We start from the raw sequence: 18,116 nt of genomic DNA on the forward strand, positions 1-18,116 counted from the left end.
ACTACTGGCCGGTGTATCGGCGATACCATTCAACAAATTGATGCAGTCCATCTTGGATCGGCGTTGATGGGTTAAAACCGTAATCGGCGATAAGCCGAGAGACATCAGCGTAGGTTTGTTGAACGTCGCCCGGTTGCATTGGTTTCATGTCCAGTTTGGCGGTGCAATTTGTTGCTACCTCCAGCGTTGAAATCATCTCAAGCAGCGGCACCGGCGTATGATTTCCGATGTTGTAGACCTTATGAGGGCGTTCGGATGGTCCAAATTTTGGTGGTTTGTTCGCAATTGCTTCTATGCATTTGGTGACGTCGTCGATGAATGTGAAATCCCGGCGCATATCACCATGATTGAATACTGGAATTGATTCGCCGCGCAATAGTTTGTCGGTAAAGGTCCAATAGGCCATGTCGGGCCGTCCCCATGGTCCGTAGACGGTGAAAAACCTAAGCCCAACCTGTTTAAGATTGTATAGATGGGCGTATGTCGAGCTCATCAACTCGTCACTCTTTTTCGTCGCCGCATAAAGTGATACGGGTGCATCAACCGAATCATCCTCGCTAAAAGGTATTTTTTCATTTCCGCCGTATACAGAGCTAGATGAGGCATATATCAAATGCGATAAGCCAGTTGCGTGACGGCACGCCTCTAATACGGAAAGATGTCCGAGAAGATTAGACCGCGCATAAGCAAAGGGATTGTCAATCGAATAACGGACGCCGGCTTGTGCCGCCAAGTGAATAACGACATCTGGGGCTTGCGCCTTTACATAGGCGCTAAACGCGTCAGCATCCGCGATATCGACCTCGGAGAATGCGATAGTGTCACCAAGTTCGGCGATGCGTGCTTTTTTTAGTGCGGGAGAGTAATAATCATTGAGATTGTCGACGCCAGAAATCGTGTGTCCAGATTTCGCCAATCGTGTTGCCGTATGAAACCCGATAAATCCAGCGATACCTGTGATTAGAATTTTCATGGATGGACCAGCCTCAATTAACCTTCAATATATTCTACATTACGCAAGAATTGCGCCGCAATAAGGTGTGGTTATGGCCCGCTCTGCCGCCAGCGCCAATGCGAACTCTAACTTATTTTCGCGCAATATAACCGCACAGTGGCGGAATGGTGTTGTTGCCCTTCGTATGTTCGATGGGTAACGCGGTTGAAAGTAATATTTCTTGAATTCCGTCAGGTGACCATTCGACGGGCTTATTCGACAGGTTAAACACACAAATCAGATGGTCGCTATTTATCGAGCGTTCAAAAACGACAAGCCCGTCAGGGGCGTCGCAGAAGCGAATCCTTCCTTCGCGCAAGACTGGTGTTTGACGCCTGAGGGCCAAAATCCTGCGCGTGAAGTTTAAGGTTGAGCTGTCGTCAGTGTCTTGTTGCTCGGCTGAAAGGCGTTCGTGGTCTTGATCAATGGGAAGCCACGGTTTCTTTTCTGAAAAACCTGCGTGTTTTGCGTTCTTTAGCCATGGCATTGGTGTGCGTGCGCCATCGCGCCCCAAGGTATGGGGCCAGTTTGCAATCGCTTCAGGGTCTTGTAAGTCCTTAAATGGGACACCCGCTTGGGGTAGGCCTAATTCCTCGCCCTGATAAAGAAAGATGTTTCCGCGAAGGCAAAGCAATATCATTAGGTATAATTTTGCGCTGTTGCTGTCTTTTTGTTTCGACCATCGACTGAGCACGCGGGGCGTGTCGTGATTGGAAAATGCCCAAGACGGCATGGCGGAATCGTCGGAACCGTTCCAGCCATCGAGAGAGTTTTTAATGGTTTCTCGGTTAATGTTATCCGCATAAAGAAAATCAAAATTATAGGCGGTCGTTAAATGCCGGTTTCCTGCGGTGAACGCTTTCATTTCGCCCAATGGATCGGGGCCGACGACTTCGGCTACGGTGAAAATACCTGAATACTCGTCAATGACAGAACGCAACTCGCGTAGGAAAATTGGAATGTCGGGGTGTGATTGATTGTAAAGGTGATTTTGAAAGTCGAACGGACGTGTCGGATGTGACGCATTCGACGGCGGATTGTCGCGTAGCTTTGGATCATGCATTGCAAAGTTGATTGCATCTAACCGAAACCCATCCACACCGCGATCTAGCCAGAATCGAGCAACGTCGATCAGTGCGTCGCGAACAGATTTATTGTGTAAATTTAAGTCTGGCTGACACCGAAGAAAATTGTGCAGATAATATTGCTGTCGCCGCGCATCCCATTCCCATGAAGAACCTGTGAATACTGATTGCCAGTTGTTCGGCGGCGATCCATCGGGTTTTGGATCCGCCCACACATACCAATCCGCTTTGGGATTGTTCTGATCCTGTCGGCTTTCTTCAAACCAGGGATGTTGATCGGATGTGTGGGAATAGACCTGATCGATAATTACGCGCAAACCGCGCGCATGGGATCGAAAAAGCAGTTCATCGAAATCTTCGAGGGTTCCAAAAATTGGATCAACATCACAATAATCGGCAACGTCATATCCAAAGTCTTTCATGGGAGAGGTGAAAAATGGCGACAACCAAACGCCATCTACGCCAAGTTTTTCAATATAATCGAGTTTGGAAAGAATGCCCCTGATGTCACCGATACCGTCATTGTTGGCATCCATAAAGCTGCGGGGATAAATTTGATAAATCACTGCGCCGGTTGGCCAATGACCACCTAATGATTTTTTACCGTTGTCAGCCATCTGCGTCTCACTGGGTCAAAGATATCTAGAATTAATCCGCAAAAGGATATTCTTCGCAATTATTCACCATTCAGCTCTAAAAACGCGTTTGTACCGAGCGAAAACGGTCTATAAACATAACATGATCCGATTTAATAAAACTGTCTTGCAAATCGTCCCACGATTGGATGCTGGTGGTGCCGAACGAACGACGCTCGAAGTGGCCGATGCTGTGACGCGGTCGGGCGGTCGAGCGATTGTTGTTACCGCCGGGGGCCGTTTAACAGAGGCGATAACGAATCTCGGGGGTGAGGTCATTATTGCCCCGGTAGCGTCGAAGAACCCAATTCAAATTTTGCAAAACGCCCGAATTCTAACTGACCTGATAAATCGTGAGCGGGTCGAAATTGCCCATGTGCGGTCACGAGCGCCCGCCTGGAGCGCGCTTTTGGCTGCGCGTAAAACGGGCATTCCTCTGGTTGCTACCTATCATGGGGCGTACACCGCTAAGTCGTCCATAAAACAGTTGTATAATTCGTCTATGTTGCGGGCGGACCGGATTATTGCGAATTCGCGGTTTACCGCTGACAATATTGCAGCCTTAGACAATACGGTTCTTGAGCGGGTTCGGGTTATCCCAAGAGGCGTCGATATTGGACTATTTGACCCGAAAAAGGTGTCGTCGGAACGGGTTAATCAGTTGGCAGCAGAATGGGGCGTTCCTGAAAAGCCGGGATTTCGTGTATTATTGCCGGCTCGATTGACGCCGTGGAAGGGCCATGAAACCGCAATAGAGGCTATTTCCAAGGTTTTTGTTGGGAATGGCAAGCCAGAGTCCTCTGGCCAAGGCCCCGGTTTGGCGTTAGTTTTTTGTGGGGGTGCGTTGGGAAAGGTCAGCTATGAAGACCGTTTGCGCACATTGATTGACGAGCTTGGGGTTGGTGACATGGTGTATTGGGGGGGCGATTGTGCCGATATGCCAGCGGCATATGCGTGGTCTGATATTGTTCTTACTCCCTCAGTGAAACCCGAAGCGTTTGGCCGTGTTGCTATCGAAGCGGGCGCAATGGGAAAACCGGTGATTTCGGCCAAGCATGGTGGCGCGCAGGAGACGATTATTCATGGGGAGACGGGAGTGTTGGTGAGGCCAGCCGATAGCGATGCGCTTGCAGAGTCTATTTCTGCGCTAATGGCCATGTCGATCGATGAGCGAACATCAATGGGTGAAAAAGGCCGGGCGAGGGCAACGAGCTTATTCTCATCAGACGCCATGTGTGACGCAACTATTGGTGTCTATCGAGAGCTTTTGGCGGAACGGGCATAAGTCGAATGTTAGGGCGTAAACAGAGCAATATTTTGGTTATTAAGACAGACGGATTATGTGGCTTTGTTGCTGCCGATCCAGTCTTTGAAGCTATCCGAAATGCGCACCCAAAGGCGAAAGTTAGTTTGCTGACAACGCAAGGGTTACAGCGTATTGCGCGGGCGTCCCCATATTTCGATCAAGTGGCGTCGATGCCTAGCATGGGTGAACGTGACGCGCGCAAGGAATTTGTACGTCAGTTAAAGGCCTCAAAGTTTGAGCAAGTTTACGATCTTTCGGGGGATAGTGCCGCACGCCGCCTCAAAGGGGCTATGGGGCCGTTTCGTCCAAAATGGTTTTCGGCGGAACAAGCACCCAAGGCGTCAGCTAAATCGTCAGCCATGACACCGCTACCCAAGTTAGACAAAATCACTGAGCTTTCTGGAATATCCCTTAACGATCGCCTTCCCGACCTTCGATGGGCAGTTTCCGCGCGAAAAGACAGCGCGAATATGCAGCCGTCCTGGTATGGAATTTCGGGCCCGTTTGGCCTCTTTTTACCAAGTGAAAACCCAGATCGCCGTTGGAGCGTTGAGGGATATGCGAGCCTTGCCGGTCAAATGTCCGAAGCGGGCTTTATGCCGGTTTTGGCGGGTTCCAAAGAATTGCATGGGTTTGGCGATGCCATTGCCAATGAAGCACCTCAACTTCTGGATCTATCGGGCAAGACCGATCATTTGCAACTCGCCGCTTTGGCACAAGAAGCGGCTTTTTTTGTGAGTGATGTCGCCCCGGAAATGGAGCTTGCGCTCAGCGTTGGTTGTGAAGGCGTGGTGATTTGCCCAGCGAAATCACCTTTTTATGCCGAAGGTCGGCATATAGTCACTCTGACGACCGAGAGTGACTTAAATACCGTAGAGCCGTTATTTGTCTGGCGAACACTAGACAATATGGGGCTGATTGATATTGGTTCTGGTGATCAGATGATCGCCGAAGCCCGTTGATTGATGGGCCTAAAACCTTATATACCCTCGTCTCTGACACATTTTAGAGTACGGTTAACCGTTTCTCACAGAAATGGCGTCAGGAATTTGTCCGTTAGTAACCGATGGAGAGAAGTCCATAGCACGTAGACCATTTGCAGCCCCGCCGTCCAAATCAGACGGACCTCGCGTCAATGAAGACATTGACGTTCCGCAGGTTCTGTTGATTGACCATACTGGTGAAAAACGAGGGGTTGTCGCAACCGATGATGCGATCGCGATCGCGACTGAAGCCGGCCTTGATCTTGTAGAGGTGTCGCCGAATACGACGCCGCCCGTCTGTAAGATTCTTGACTACGGAAAATTCAAATACCAGCAACAGAAGAAGAAAGCTGAAGCCAAAAAGAAGCAAAAAGTCGTTGAGATTAAAGAGATCAAAATGCGACCGAATATCGACGCGCATGACTATGGCGTGAAGGTAAAAGCGATGAAACGCTTCTTTGACGATGGCGATAAGGTAAAAGTTACGTTGCGATTCCGTGGCCGTGAAATGGCACATCAGGATCGCGGCGCAGATTTGTTGAAGCGCGTGCAGGACGAATTTGAGGAAATTGCGAAAGTTGAGCAATATCCGAAAATGGAAGGCCGCCAAATTGTAATGGTTATGGCTCCGCGCTAACGCGCGAGCTAACGACGACCGAAATTTTAAACCGCCCGCGTCTTCGTGGGCGGTTTTTTACATCCGGCATTATCCTCGCCATTAACCATTGAAATTTTGGCCCATCCCTTGCTTGATGGAAACGTGAACATACCAGAATTCTGTCTTGGCGCGACGTGCCAAGCATTATCGGGTACGAGTAGTAAGGCGGACGGCCGATGAGTATAGATGCGTTTATTGAGATGCTTGCGAGTGGTTGGCCCCTCGCACTCGCTGGATTTTTGCTTGGTGCGCTGACCGGCGGATTTATGCCCCGAAATGAGAAAAGTGCTGCATCGACCTTAAAACGAATGGCACCGGACGGAGATGGTCTTGCGGCATTGGCATCGGAGTTGGCGGTAGCTAAGGAACTTTTGGAGGCCGAAGAAGCTGAAACCGGCGAAATGGCCGATAACCTCAAAAATCTCGATCATTCGATAAAGCGGGCGAATGGCCGCCTAAAGCTGATTATGAAGGCGGTTAAACGCGCGAAATAGGTCAGTCGCGACTTTACCAATATCAGCATTGAGACGTCGGATACGGAAAAGCTGTTATCGTCAGAGTTCTACGCCCGGCAATGTTGATGCCTGCCTAACCCAATCCGCAATCTGTTCTTGGTCCAGCTCATCATCTTCATAAATGTTGAGATAACGGGTCCCGTCGACTTTTGATGAGACCGGTGGAGTCGGCGCTAACGACGTTCCGCGCATGAATGTCAGTTGAACATATTTCTTGTAGCAATACATGGCCATGAACCAGCCGTCTTCTTTACCGTAAAGCGGCGTATTCCATTTGACGGCCTTGTGGATAGCTGGGAAATTTTGATTTACGATGTCGTCAATGCGGCTGCCGATATCGCTTTTCCATCCCGGCATGGCGGCGATATAGGCTTGGACGGGCGCATCGCCGTCACCCTTGGGAATTTGTGGATTGCCACTCGAGAGAAGCTTGGTTTTGTTGTTGTCGGTCATGCGCGTAGGTTAGCATAAGCTCTGATGGTGCCCAATACTGTATTGTTCGATTTAATTTAGAGTGCAGTCTAATATTGGAACAAGTCACGGTGAGGAAATGACAGGTGCAGACTTACATCTCCAACTTTTGACGTCGGCGGTTCTTATTGCCGCGACAACATTTGTACACGGTGTATTCGTCGCTGCGGCTGCGGCGGTATTTCGGGCGACCACACAGCAAGCACATGGTAGTATTCGGTTTGTCCGTGATAGTATTGTTCTTGTTTTGCTGGTGTCCTGGCTGATGATTGCCCATGCGATCGAAATCTGGATGTGGTCGCTTACATTTCTTCATTTCGAATTGTTCGATAATTTGGAGACCGCATTATATTTCTCGGCTTCGAGCTATACGACATTGGGTTTTGGTGATGTTTTGCTTCCCGAAGGCTGGCGTTTGCTGGCTGGTGCTACTGCCGCAAATGGGTTTTTATTGTTTGGCCTATCTGCTGCGTTTTTGTTCGATGCCGCGCGGCAGCTCCATTTAGGTGGCACCCGAAATTAAAGGCATCTTCGAATATTAGGCTGACGTGGTGGGGTCTTTCCTATAGGGAATGGCCGACACGCCACAAGAAATGCACTGATATGACCTATGCCGTAAAAGAGATTTATTACACCCTACAGGGAGAGGGCGCTCAGGCCGGGCGGCCAGCGGTCTTTCTTCGGTTCGCCGGGTGCAACCTCTGGTCTGGACTAGAGCGAGATCGCGAAAGCGCCGTGTGCACATTCTGTGATACTGATTTTATTGGTACTAATGGGCCGGGCGGCGGCAAGTTCAAGACCGCCTCCGCCCTTGTTGATGCGGTCAAAAGCGAATGGCCCAAAGAGAGTACACGCGGCCAACCCTATGTCATTTGCACTGGTGGCGAACCATTGTTGCAGTTGGATAAGCCTTTGATTGATGCATTCCATGCTGAGGGATTTGAAGTTGGCGTGGAGACAAATGGTACTATCGAAGCACCCGCGGGGCTGGATTGGATTTGTGTCAGCCCTAAATCGACAGCGCCGCTTGTTCAGCGCACGGGAAGCGAATTGAAGCTGGTTTATCGCCAAAAAGATGCGCTGCCGGAGAAATTTGAAGATCTGGCATTTGACTTTTTCTATTTGCAGCCTATGGACGGGGCCTCTCGCGTGGCGGAGACCGCAGCAGCGATTGAATATTGTCGGACCCATCCCCAGTGGCGACTGAGCCTACAGACCCATAAACTTGTGGGCATTCCATAGCTGTTAGGGTTGGTAAAAAACGCCCTTGGTATAAGAAAGAGGATCACCATGCGCATCATCAAGTCGATGAATTTCGATGCCGCGCACTTTTTGGATGAAGAAGGCGAGGCAGAGCCTAATGCGCGCCCGTATGCACGTATGCATGGCCATTCGTTCCAATTAGAAGTGATGATCGAAGGCGAGCAAGCACAGAGCACTGGTTGGGTGGTTGATTTTGGTGATGTCACTGATGCCCTGGCCGAGCTTCATGATGCGTTGGACCATCGACTTTTGAATGAGATTGAGGGGCTGGAGCGCCCGACGCTTGAAAATATTTGTAAATGGGCCGCGGACAAACTAAAGCCGCGCTTTCCGGGCCTCGTTCAGGTTCGGGTGTCGCGGCCATCAAATGGCGAAACCTGCATTCACGATCTGTGATTACAGGTTCGCCACTTCTACTTTCATTCGTGCAATGAGGTATTGCGCATCTCGGCAATAGCTAGCAGCGGCGCTATCCGCTCGACTAAGGGCGTTGTCGAGTTGAGACAATACACTATCTATTTCGCTATGATCCGAAAATGCGTCAACCGGTGGCGCAAGGTTGAGGCCTCGTTCGCCTATATCGAGACGGACCGGAGATACGGAGTATTTAGCCCTGCCGCCAAGCGTGACGTCCAAGTGGTGTTGGCTTTTTCCAATGAGTGCCGCCGCCCGGGGGTCAGTTTTCTCAAGCGCTTCATTTATCGAAAGCCGCAACTCGTCATAACTTTCCGCGAGTAATGCGCGCCCACCGATATCATCAACATCCTTGGCAGAAATGGTGACTTCGCAGGCTTGCTCCAAAATGTCCCGCACCCGGTCGATCGCATATAGTGCGGCCTCGATCGCCGAGAGCGTTTCACGGATGGGGTTTTCCTGATGGTTATCTTCTGGCTGTTCCAAAACCGCAATTTTATTGCGTAAAGCGCGATCAAGACCTGCTGCCACATCCATTGCTGGGATGACGTCATCAAGATCAGGCGCAGCCTTCTTGCCTAACCAGCCCGCTAAGGGGCTTCGTTTTTTATAGCTGCCTGTGGTTTCAGGCGATTTATTTAAAGCAAACGCCACGCGTATTGCTCCTTCTTTAGGGGGCACTAAAGAAGGAAAATACCGCGCAGCAGTTTTAGCGGCGGTTAAGTAATTGATTAAATTTCTCCGATTACGGAGTGAGTAAATTAGGGGCGGTTAACCCTAATTTTATTGAGTTTTTCGGGATGAAAATCGTCCGCTTTCAAGTGCCCACGCGCCGAGCAAGGTTAACATGATGATGAGCAACCACAAATAAGCTGGAACGAGTGGTGCATCTTTTATACTTTCAATTCGTGCAGCTGACCGAGTTGTGATCCCGGCCCAATTCGCATTTGCGCGTGTTTTGCTGTTCTCTTTAACCCGGCGAATCTCCGGGAGAGTGACATTATTCGCGGAGCGAATTGCGAATACGCCGCCGAGCGTGGCATCGGCGAGCGGTTTTAACGCGCCGCCTGATGAGACGACGTTTTGAAATTCCGGTATGGTGCCCAAACCGATTGCGCCAATAGCGAATAGGTCATCGGATGTGGCCCGATAAAGACCTGTTTCAGCATCTGTAACTCTTGCATTAAACAGCCCCGGATCAGTTTCAGTGAGGGAAACAGTTTCTGTGTCGCCATTGGGGTGTTCAACTATTACTTCCGGGACTTCATTTCTAATCGACCTGCGTTCGATCAGAAGGGTGCCGTTTTCGTCGCGCAAACTAAGTGCTTCTTCTTCGAGTTCGGGCTCTTTCATCAACCAATGGGCAATGCGGCGCAATAATTCTGCATGAGGGCCACCACCATCAAACCCGCGTGCCCAGAGCCAGACATGATCAGACAGAAAAAGACCGATGCGGCCTTCGCCAATACGATCCAAAATCAGTAAAGGTTCACCGTCGGGTCCGGTTAAGAGCGTATCACCCCGCAGTTGGGTAACGGGCATCAGTCGCAGCCACCGTCCCCAGATATCGCCATCTTTTAGGTTGGCAGTGACGGGGTGTCGTTGACCAAGTTTGGAGATAGCCGGTCGGAATGCTTTTTCGATGGCGGCCCCCGCAGGCAGGGCAGGCAGAATAAACGAAAGATTGCGACGCATCGCTAAACTGAGCGGCCCGTTATATTCAGGACCCGAAGCAATTAAAACCGCGCCGCCTTTGTCAACAAAACGTGCGATGTTATCGAAATGAAAAGAAGATAACACACCGCGATAAGTGTATCGGTCGAATATCAACAGATCGAATTCATCAAGTTTATCTATGAACAATTCATCTTGGGGGAACGGAATTAGCGCCAGTTCGTCCACTGGCGTACCGTCGTTTTTATCGATGGGGCGTAAAATAGTGAAATGCACAAGATCCACGGCCGGATCGGATTTGAGTAGATTTCGCCAAACCCGCTCGCCCGGATGCGGTTCGCCAGAGATCAACAATACGCGCAAGCGGTCACGAACGGCTGTAATCGGCAAAACAGCAATGTTGTTCCGTGTGGTCAATTCACCGGTGCGTGTCGCTGCCTCTAGTTCAATTATTGTCTGTCCGGGTCTGTTTAACGGTACGTCAAATCCTGCCTCAGTTCCGACCGGGACTGCTTCGCGTAGAACCTCTTCGCCATTTACGCGCAGTGAAACCTCAGATGATTGTCCGTCCGCTAACGCAACGCCATCGCGGCCAAGGTCGTCAATACGAAACGAAACCCTGACGGACTGGCGGACGATGCCGTAACGCGGCGCATTGACCAATGTGATTTTGCGATCCGTTTCGGAATCTCTACCGGTCGTTAAGATATGGATTGGTGCGTCTTGGATTGTCGGCGTGTTTGCTTCGTCAGCGTCAACGGTCTGGCCATCAGTTATTACGAAAACGCCGCCAAGACGTCGCTGCGGCGTGTCGGCAATGGCCTGTCGGACGGCGTTAACGGTGCGAGTTTCGTCGGCACCGCTAAATGGGATCGTCTCAACGTCAATGTTTCCCAACGCTTTGATTTTTGACTGTAATGCTTCGGCGGCTTTGGTCGTAATTTCGTCGCGACCATCAAGCGATTGGCTTGCGGTTTCATCCACAAGGATCAATGCGATGTCTTCGAGCGGTGTTGTTTCGGCCTCGCGCTTTGTGGGGTTCGCGAGAAGCATGGCTAGGGCAGTAATTGCCAGTAGGCGCAAAACGCCCGAACGCCAGCTTGCGAATATGCCGATGCTTGCAAATAAAAGCCCGGCAATCAAAACCGTGATCATCGCCCAAACAGGAAGAGCAGGATCAAATACGATGTTTGATGAAAAAAGATTCATTTCCCCAAACGCTCCAATAGGATTGGGGTGTGGACCTGATCGGATTTATAATTCCCTGTGAACGCAACCATCACCATATTGACGCCGGCCCTATAGGCCAATTCGCGACCGCGCGGACCACCATTTCCCATTGGACGTAGGGGGCGTCCGAAATTATCAGCGGCCCAAGCGCCCGCCCAATCACGTCCGCCGATGATCACACCGGTTACGCCATCGTTTGAACCGCTGGTGTCGGCTTCTACCCAAACAGGATTATTGTTCATGCGGCCTGTAAGCCCGTTCAGTAAGTAAAATGAGCGGGTCAGAACATGCTGATTTGTGACTGGTGTCAGGGAGGGTATATTGAGTTTTCTCAAAATACGTTGAAGGGCTTCGCCTTCAGGTGTTGAGCCCGCCCCGACTGATCGTTCATCGTCGCGGGTGTCAATAAGCAGTAAGCCCCCAAAATTGATAAAGTTCTCTATATTGGCGAGTGCAGCATCGGATGGTGTTGGTGTTCCGGGGGCAATCGGCCAATAAAGAAATGAATATACCGATAAATCATCTGTATCAGGATTGATCGAGGCCGGAGCTGCGGGTTCAATCGCTGTGCGCCGGTGGAGTTCACGGCTTAATGCGGCGAGACCTTGCTCTGATAAATTATCAATTTCGGAATCATTGGTTTCAATATAAGCAAGTCGTGTCACCAGTGCTGCGTCAGTGGTTCGTCCTGCAATGGCGGGGTCTAGGGGTTGTGCGTAGGCGGGATCTTGAAGTGTTGCTGCGCTTAGGCATATGAGGGCAGCCAACCCGGCGAGGGCGGGAATGCGTAAACGCCCACTGATTCTTAATGACGCTATACCATCAAGCAACAGAAGAATAAGCGCGATAAAAATGATTGGCGCGCTAAGGTTTTTGGGTGGTGCGCTCACATATGGTTTGATTTCAACACCGGACACCGAAATTGGTTCAAAAAACGTGTCAGCGCTTATCGCATTGAACGCTAGCGGTGCTTCTTGCGCACCATAAAAGCCGGGAATGCGATTTGCTGATGGCGGTAATAAAAGTTCCGCAGTGGTCAGTGCTCTTGCGGTTTCGTCGGGGCGGTTCAAACGCCCTTGACCGTCTAATAATCGTAATGGCGGATATTTGAGGTTCGCACCTTCGTTCACGGCATCTGGACCGATGGTCGAAAGAAACGTCAACCTACGGAGCATGTCGACAAAAAGACCAGAAATGGGAAGGTCAGACCAGTCCGGCGTGGCGGTCACATGAAACAGCGCGATGACGCCCGAACCGGTGCGAGTGCCGGTGACGAGGGGGGTGCCATCCGCTAACCTTGCCCAAGTCTTTTCCGTGGTCTCCCCGCCCGGTTCTGCCAAAACCTGCCGGCGTACTAGAACATCCTTTGGTACAATGAGGCCGGAAAAAGGGCTGTCATTTGCAAATCCGCCGAGGTTTTGTGGTGTTTCCCACGTCAATGCGCCGCCAAATGCGCGCCCTCCCCCGCGAAGGGGGGCTGGAATCAGCGTAGGCGCGCTGTCCTGTGCGGCTTCGGCAAGAACGGGACCGGCGAAACGAATTAAAACCCCGCCGCCCTCTACCCATTCTTGAAGTGCGTTGGTTTCGCTCGTTCGAAGCTTTCCAACATCATCCAAAATGATCACCGACGCATCGCTGTTCAATAAGCTGTCTAAGCTACCATTGATAAAGGCTGCATAGGGACTAAGAGATTGCTGAATGTAATGCGCACCCGAGAGCAGGCTCGCAGCGCTCCGCTCGGTTCGGTCCACCATACCTATGAGTGCGCGTCGGTTACGAGCATCAGATAATTGTACCGCTCCGGCTGAAGAAACCGCTTCTATTCGAACGACCGAAAGCTCATTTGAAAGAGCGAGCGGAAGATTGATGGTGACGTCGCGGGATAGTTCATCTTGTGCCATCTCGAACGGTGCTCGCCCTAGCTCGCGGCCGTCACTGGCAATGGCGACCAAGATGCCTTCTGCTTCGGAAGCACCGTTTAGGCGATCAACCCGAAATGCCATTCCATCACCGGCCCTTTCCGCTGGGCGCAGTATATATTTTGGCGCTGTCGTATCCGCGTAAATTGAAAGATTGCCGCGCTGGTTTAGGGCTTTTACAAGGTCTTGATCTGCGTCACTAGAGATGCCGTCAGAAAGCCATCGGATATCAGCGGGTTCGTTTAAATATGTGTCGAGCAGTGCAAGGCGAGAAATTGTCTCGGCTCTGTTCGCAAAAAATGGTGTAGCGTTTAAACTGTTCGCGGCCTTTCGCGCCGTCTCGCCGGTCATGGGCTCGATTTCCGATGGAATTTGCTGCGGCGCGGTTGTAAGCAAAAAAAGTGGCCGGTTTGCTTGCGCTGCTTCAGACGCAGCCTCGCGGAGTGCATCCCGCCGCTTTTCCCAGTGTTGCGCGGCGATAAGTGTATCGTCCATTACGATCACAATCGGCCCGTTTTGCTCGCTCGCAGGCGGCGCGTTCAGTATCGGGCCTGCTAGAGCAATGATAATCAGTGCCGCCAGTAATAATCGTAACACTAATAGCCACCATGGCGTACGGTCTGGTGTTTCTTTTGCAGTTTTCAGTTGCCGCAAAATAACAAATGCGGGAAAGCGCTCTCGTTTCGGCGAGGGTGGCGTGGCCCGCAGTAACAGCCAAATCAATGGCAGCGTTAAAAGTGCGCCTAGGATTAAAGGGAACGAAAAGCTGAGTGCGCCCATTACGTTTTCCACCCACGTAGGTCTGACAGCGCAGTGAAAAGGGATAGAAGAACTGTTTGCGGCGAGTTATCGGTGCGGTGTGCCGTGAATGACCAACCATATTTTCGGGCGATACTGATCAACTCGTCACGATGCCGGTGAAACTTTTCTTTGTAAGAAGATTGGAGTGATCCAGTTTCGCCAAAGGTCAAACGATCATTGCTTTCCAAATCTTTGAACTCAACCCGTCCTTCAAAGGGAAAGTCCTCTTCTGCGGGGTCGCATATCTGAAGCAGAATGCCTTTTGCGCCTGCGTTTGAAAACGCAGCGACCGAGCGATCAATTTTTTCCAGACTTGTGAAAAAATCACTGACAAAAACGGTTCGTGCGCCTGTTGGTAGGATGCTCGCTGTCGGATGTTCTGCGGTTTCATTGAAGCGCCCAATTTCGAGTGCTTCAAGCATGCGTTCGGAGGCATTGCGCCCTTGAAATGGCCGTCGTTGAATCTTGTCGTCGATAAGGCCAATACGTTCACCCGCTTGTGAAAGCAAAATTGTCAGGGCGGTGATCAATGTGTCCGCGCGCATTCTTTTTGTCGGTGTGTTTTTGTCGGATGAAAAATCGAGTGACCGCGATGCATCGCGCCAAAAATAGGCGGCGGCTGCGGCTTCCCATTCGTTTTGGCGCACATATAACCTATCCGCTGCTCGTGCTGATTGCCGCCAATCAATGCTAGAGACAGGATCGCCAAAACTATAGGGGCGGTGTTGCCAGAATGTTTCGCCGGGACCTGCGCGCCTGCGCCCGTGCATGCCAACCGATACGGATTGGGCGATGCGTTCTGCCTCTAGTAATAGGGCAGGGAAATGCGCGGCTGCGTGTTCGGCAGCATGACGAATTTCAATCGTTGACCGGTTTGACGGCATGTCGGCACGCCCTTTGTTCAGAACGCCCCCGCGACAAGGTCTTTGATAAAGCTATCGATATCGATCCCTTCGGAACGTGCGGTGAAATTAAGTGCCATGCGATGACGTAAAACTGGCCCAGCTAAACGCCGAACATCGTCTAGCGATGGCGCGTGGCGTCCTTCGATCAGTGCCAAAGAACGGGCCGCAAGAGAAAACGCTTGGCTGGCACGCGGGCCGGGACCCCAAGCGACGAAATTTTTTACCGCCGCTTTGGCGTCGTCTGTTGGGCGAGCGGCGCGCACAAGGCTTAGAATTGCTTCGACAACTTGTTCACCAATGGGCATCTGTCTGACCAGTTGCTGCGCGGTAATCAAATCCTTGTCGGTCATCACAGCTTTGATCGCGGCACTTTGTTCGCCGGTCGTTGCGCCAAGCATTTGCCGTTCTGCATCTAAATCCGGATATTGGATATCAATTTGAAGTAAAAAGCGATCAAGCTGGGCTTCGGGAAGCGGGTAGGTGCCTTCTTGTTCGATGGGGTTTTGCGTCGCGAGAACGTGAAATGGCGACGGCAGGTCGTGTCGTTCGCCTGCGACAGTCACGTGCTGCTCTTGCATCGCTTGTAAAAGGGCCGATTGGGTGCGGGGGCTGGCGCGGTTAATTTCATCCGCCATCAATAACTGGCAAAAAATGGGGCCGGGAATAAACCGAAATTCCCGTCGTCCGGCAGCGCTTTCTTCCAAGACTTCGGAGCCGAGAACATCCCCCGGCATCAAATCCGGGGTGAATTGCACCCGTTTGGCCGAAAGTCCCAGTAAATCGGCGATAGAGGTGATCAACAGGGTTTTTGCGAGGCCCGGCGCACCGACCAAAAGGCCGTGCCCGCCTGCGGCAATTGTCGCAAGGGTAAGGTCGATGACTTCGTCCTGACCGAATACAACCTCTCCGAGTGCTGTTTTGGCTTCTCCAAATTTTACCGAAATCTCATCAAATTTCTGCAATAAGTCATGGCTAGGCTTGGTTTCTGTCATGCGGCTCTCATCTTACGAGGGGCAAGGGCTTCGAATCTGGTCTTTATTTGGAATAGCACGGCTGAACGAAGGGTAAAGAACCGCTGAGCAAGGAATATGAACGTATTGTCGAAAAAGCCTTGCCACTTGCGGCTTCACGCCCAATGTCATTACGATATCGCAGCGGCATCTTCTAGAACTTAGGTTTTGGGGATTGCTGAAGCGGGGTGCCGCCATCTTGGCGGAGAATTGAATTAACTCTGGCCATTTGCTGGAGAGCGGCTGAAGCGCTGAGCCTGAAACGTTGGGCGTGGCATGGCTAAGAGTAAAAGGGGACGTTTGTGTCTGATCACGAGTCAAAATTTACGGTCTGGGGCTTTGTAAAAGGTTTTGCAAAGCTCATCATTGGTACTTTGCTTTTACTGCAGGGACTAATCGGTTTGGTCGTGCTGCTGTTATTCGTTGGGGTGCTCGTTAGCGTCACAAATGGTATCGCCGGTAGCGAAGAAGATAAAGTGTCTGTCTCCATTCCCGATGAAGCTGCGCTTGTGCTTGATCCCAACGGAATTCTTGTCGAAATGACCGAGGAAGTGAATCCGTTGGAGGCCATTCAAAGAGAAGCGTACGGCATCAGCGAGCCGACGCAAATCTCCGTTCATGACCTAGTCAAGGTCATTCGAGCCGCCAAAGACGATAAGCGGATTAAGGGGATCGTTCTTGATCTTGGCGCGTTCGGCGCGTCAATGAGTAGCGCCAGTAAATTGCACTATATCAATGACGAATTGATCAAGTTCAAACAGAGCGGTAAAAAAGTTATTGCGGTTGGTGATTATTATAGCCAAGACCAATATTTGCTGGCTTCGACGGCCGATGAAATTTACATGAATGATTATGGCAATCTGATTGTATATGGGTATGGGGCATACGGAACATATGTCAAATCGTTCCTCGAAAAGCTAAAAATTACAAGTCATGTTTTTCGGGTAGGAACGTTTAAATCTGCGATCGAGCCATTCATTCGCGATGACATGTCGCCAGCGGCAAAAGAAGCAAACATTGCATATCTTGATGTGTTGTGGCGCGAATATGCAAACCGAGTGAACTCGGCGCGTGGTTTAGCACCAGGCACGATTGAGAATTATGCAAATAACCTTGGTTCTATCATGTCTAGTGTTGATGGGAATTTCGCCAAGGCCGCGCTTGAAACCGGTTTGGTTGACGGGTTGCTCTCTCGGGCGGAGATGAATGAGAAACTTGTTGAGCTTTTTGGTGAATCGAAAGACGGCAAGTCCTACAAAAAAGTTGGCTTCACCCGTTATCTGATGGCCCAACATGGCCCTTCCGATGGTGCAGCACCTAATGTTGCTGTTGTGACTGCTGCGGGCGCGATCGTCGACGGTGAAGCACCGGTGGGGCGCGCGGTTGGTGGCGATACATTGGCCGCAACACTAAAGAAGGCGCGCGAAGACGATAAGGTTAAAGCAATCGTCTTGCGTATCGACAGCCCAGGCGGATCTGCGTTCGCATCGGACATTATCCGTGACGAGATTATTGCTCTGAAAGCTGCGGGTAAGCCGGTTGTTGCATCTATGGGATCGTTGGCAGCATCTGGCGGATATTGGATTGCGGCGGATGCTGATGAGATTTGGGCGTCTCCCACAACAATCACCGGATCAATCGGTATTTTCGGCTATTTCAATACATTCGAAAATACAGCAGCGGAGATCGGTGTCTTTGTTGATGGCGTTGGCACAACGACGCTTGCGCCGATGCTTGCGACAGGGATAGGACCACTGCCGGAGAGCGCCAGCGAAATCATCCAGCTTTCTATCGAAAACGGATATGATCGGTTTTTGACGATTGTTGGGAATGGGCGCGGCCTTGAAAAGACTTATGTAGATGAAGTTGGGCAGGGCCGAGTATGGATCGGCGAACGCGCAAAAGACCTGCGGCTTGTGGATAATCTCGGGTCTTATGATGATGCGATTGTGGCGGCGGCAAAGCTTGCTAAGCTCGATAAATATGACGTCGTTGACCTGCGAGAAAGACGCACGCCATTTGAAATCATCTTAGGGAATCTGTCTGCAAAGGCTGCGACGAGCTTAGGTTCCGGTAATCCGCAACAATCACAAGGAATGGTGACCAAAATTCTCAAAGCCGTCGAAGATCAGGCGGCATTCTTTGAAGAGTTTAATGATCCAAATGCAGCTTATGCACGGTGCATCACTTGCGAATAAGAGCGGCGTAGCTTCCAATACGGCAAGCGATGCAATCTAGCAATTATGGGCCGGC

General features: G+C 51.0%; 16 protein-coding genes. 8 read left to right on the top strand and 8 right to left on the bottom strand.

The features are described 5' to 3' along the window. Position 1: 1 nt before the first annotated feature. Complete coding sequence (locus ABFZ84_RS06815; protein ID WP_369313214.1) at positions 2-973, bottom strand: NAD-dependent epimerase/dehydratase family protein; 972 nt, start codon at positions 971-973, stop codon at positions 2-4. A gap of 112 nt (positions 974-1,085) precedes the next feature. Then, positions 1,086-2,696 (bottom strand): alpha-amylase family glycosyl hydrolase, encoded by a 1,611-nt coding sequence (locus tag ABFZ84_RS06820; protein ID WP_369313215.1) that lies wholly within the window; start codon positions 2,694-2,696, stop codon positions 1,086-1,088. Positions 2,697-2,817: 121 nt separating this feature from the next. Between ABFZ84_RS06820 and ABFZ84_RS06825 the strand changes: the two genes are divergently transcribed. From ABFZ84_RS06825 to ABFZ84_RS06840, 4 genes are all read left to right on the top strand, one after another. Continuing rightward, the gene (locus ABFZ84_RS06825) at positions 2,818-3,999 is read left to right on the top strand and encodes a glycosyltransferase family 4 protein (RefSeq protein ID WP_369313217.1); all 1,182 of its coding nucleotides are present in this window, start codon (positions 2,818-2,820) and stop codon (positions 3,997-3,999) included. 32 nt (positions 4,000-4,031) lie between these two features. Next, entirely contained in the window at positions 4,032-4,982 is a 951-nt protein-coding gene (locus ABFZ84_RS06830) for a glycosyltransferase family 9 protein (RefSeq protein WP_369313218.1), read from the top strand. Positions 4,983-5,055: 73 nt separating this feature from the next. Next, positions 5,056-5,640, top strand: a complete 585-nt coding sequence (gene infC, locus ABFZ84_RS06835; protein ID WP_369313219.1) for a translation initiation factor IF-3 — start codon at positions 5,056-5,058, stop codon at positions 5,638-5,640. Positions 5,641-5,837: 197 nt separating this feature from the next. After that, entirely contained in the window at positions 5,838-6,155 is a 318-nt protein-coding gene (locus ABFZ84_RS06840) for a hypothetical protein (protein WP_369313220.1), read from the top strand. Positions 6,156-6,215: 60 nt separating this feature from the next. On the opposite strand, the gene ABFZ84_RS06845 is transcribed toward ABFZ84_RS06840, so the two are convergent. Further along, positions 6,216-6,629, bottom strand: coding sequence for a DUF1801 domain-containing protein (locus ABFZ84_RS06845; RefSeq protein ID WP_369313221.1), 414 nt, complete (start codon positions 6,627-6,629; stop codon positions 6,216-6,218). A gap of 97 nt (positions 6,630-6,726) precedes the next feature. Between ABFZ84_RS06845 and ABFZ84_RS06850 the strand changes: the two genes are divergently transcribed. The 3 genes from ABFZ84_RS06850 to queD all read left to right on the top strand — a co-directional run bounded on the left by ABFZ84_RS06850 (position 6,727) and on the right by queD (position 8,306). Further along, positions 6,727-7,170, top strand: coding sequence for an ion channel (locus tag ABFZ84_RS06850; RefSeq protein WP_369313222.1), 444 nt, complete (start codon positions 6,727-6,729; stop codon positions 7,168-7,170). Positions 7,171-7,250: 80 nt separating this feature from the next. After that, complete coding sequence (gene queE, locus ABFZ84_RS06855; protein WP_369313223.1) at positions 7,251-7,889, top strand: 7-carboxy-7-deazaguanine synthase; 639 nt, start codon at positions 7,251-7,253, stop codon at positions 7,887-7,889. A gap of 48 nt (positions 7,890-7,937) precedes the next feature. Further along, a complete protein-coding gene (gene queD / locus ABFZ84_RS06860) occupies positions 7,938-8,306 on the top strand; it encodes a 6-carboxytetrahydropterin synthase QueD (RefSeq protein WP_369313224.1) in 369 nt (122 codons plus the stop codon). On the opposite strand, the gene ABFZ84_RS06865 is transcribed toward queD, so the two are convergent. The 5 genes from ABFZ84_RS06865 to ABFZ84_RS06885 all read right to left on the bottom strand — a co-directional run bounded on the left by ABFZ84_RS06865 (position 8,307) and on the right by ABFZ84_RS06885 (position 15,845). Then, a complete protein-coding gene (locus ABFZ84_RS06865) occupies positions 8,307-8,978 on the bottom strand; it encodes a hypothetical protein (protein WP_369313225.1) in 672 nt (223 codons plus the stop codon). Between the two features lie 129 nt (positions 8,979-9,107). Continuing rightward, positions 9,108-11,207, bottom strand: a complete 2,100-nt coding sequence (locus ABFZ84_RS06870) for a hypothetical protein (RefSeq protein ID WP_369313226.1) — start codon at positions 11,205-11,207, stop codon at positions 9,108-9,110. Then, the gene (locus ABFZ84_RS06875; RefSeq protein ID WP_369313227.1) at positions 11,204-13,927 is read right to left on the bottom strand and encodes a DUF4159 domain-containing protein; all 2,724 of its coding nucleotides are present in this window, start codon (positions 13,925-13,927) and stop codon (positions 11,204-11,206) included. Before ABFZ84_RS06875 ends, ABFZ84_RS06870 begins: the two co-directional genes overlap by 4 nt. Further along, positions 13,927-14,832, bottom strand: coding sequence for a DUF58 domain-containing protein (locus ABFZ84_RS06880; RefSeq protein WP_369313228.1), 906 nt, complete (start codon positions 14,830-14,832; stop codon positions 13,927-13,929). The genes ABFZ84_RS06875 and ABFZ84_RS06880 overlap by 1 nt, the downstream gene beginning before the upstream one ends. Before the next feature lie 17 nt (positions 14,833-14,849). Next, positions 14,850-15,845 (bottom strand): AAA family ATPase, encoded by a 996-nt coding sequence (locus ABFZ84_RS06885; RefSeq protein WP_369313229.1) that lies wholly within the window; start codon positions 15,843-15,845, stop codon positions 14,850-14,852. Positions 15,846-16,165: 320 nt separating this feature from the next. On the opposite strand from ABFZ84_RS06885, the gene sppA reads away from it, so the two are divergent. Then, positions 16,166-18,061, top strand: a complete 1,896-nt coding sequence (gene sppA, locus ABFZ84_RS06890) for a signal peptide peptidase SppA (protein WP_369313230.1) — start codon at positions 16,166-16,168, stop codon at positions 18,059-18,061. Positions 18,062-18,116: the final 55 nt, after the last annotated feature.

This window comes from Hyphococcus lacteus (assembly GCF_041058985.1).
Lineage (GTDB): Bacteria > Pseudomonadota > Alphaproteobacteria > Caulobacterales > Parvularculaceae > Hyphococcus > Hyphococcus lacteus.

Excerpts from the sequence above, each read along its gene's own strand:
- ABFZ84_RS06815 (WP_369313214.1), bottom strand. The coding sequence starts at position 973 with ATGAAAATTCTAATCACAGGTATCGCTGGATTTATCGGGTTTCATACG.
- ABFZ84_RS06820 (WP_369313215.1), bottom strand. The coding sequence starts at position 2,696 with ATGGCTGACAACGGTAAAAAATCATTAGGTGGTCATTGGCCAACCGGC.
- ABFZ84_RS06825 (WP_369313217.1), top strand. The coding sequence starts at position 2,818 with ATGATCCGATTTAATAAAACTGTCTTGCAAATCGTCCCACGATTGGAT.
- infC (WP_369313219.1), top strand. The coding sequence starts at position 5,056 with ATGGCGTCAGGAATTTGTCCGTTAGTAACCGATGGAGAGAAGTCCATA.
- ABFZ84_RS06840 (WP_369313220.1), top strand. The coding sequence starts at position 5,838 with ATGAGTATAGATGCGTTTATTGAGATGCTTGCGAGTGGTTGGCCCCTC.
- ABFZ84_RS06845 (WP_369313221.1), bottom strand. The coding sequence starts at position 6,629 with ATGACCGACAACAACAAAACCAAGCTTCTCTCGAGTGGCAATCCACAA.
- ABFZ84_RS06850 (WP_369313222.1), top strand. The coding sequence starts at position 6,727 with ATGACAGGTGCAGACTTACATCTCCAACTTTTGACGTCGGCGGTTCTT.
- queE (WP_369313223.1), top strand. The coding sequence starts at position 7,251 with ATGACCTATGCCGTAAAAGAGATTTATTACACCCTACAGGGAGAGGGC.
- queD (WP_369313224.1), top strand. The coding sequence starts at position 7,938 with ATGCGCATCATCAAGTCGATGAATTTCGATGCCGCGCACTTTTTGGAT.
- ABFZ84_RS06870 (WP_369313226.1), bottom strand. The coding sequence starts at position 11,207 with ATGAATCTTTTTTCATCAAACATCGTATTTGATCCTGCTCTTCCTGTT.
- ABFZ84_RS06875 (WP_369313227.1), bottom strand. The coding sequence starts at position 13,927 with ATGGGCGCACTCAGCTTTTCGTTCCCTTTAATCCTAGGCGCACTTTTA.
- ABFZ84_RS06880 (WP_369313228.1), bottom strand. The coding sequence starts at position 14,832 with ATGCCGTCAAACCGGTCAACGATTGAAATTCGTCATGCTGCCGAACAC.
- ABFZ84_RS06885 (WP_369313229.1), bottom strand. The coding sequence starts at position 15,845 with ATGACAGAAACCAAGCCTAGCCATGACTTATTGCAGAAATTTGATGAG.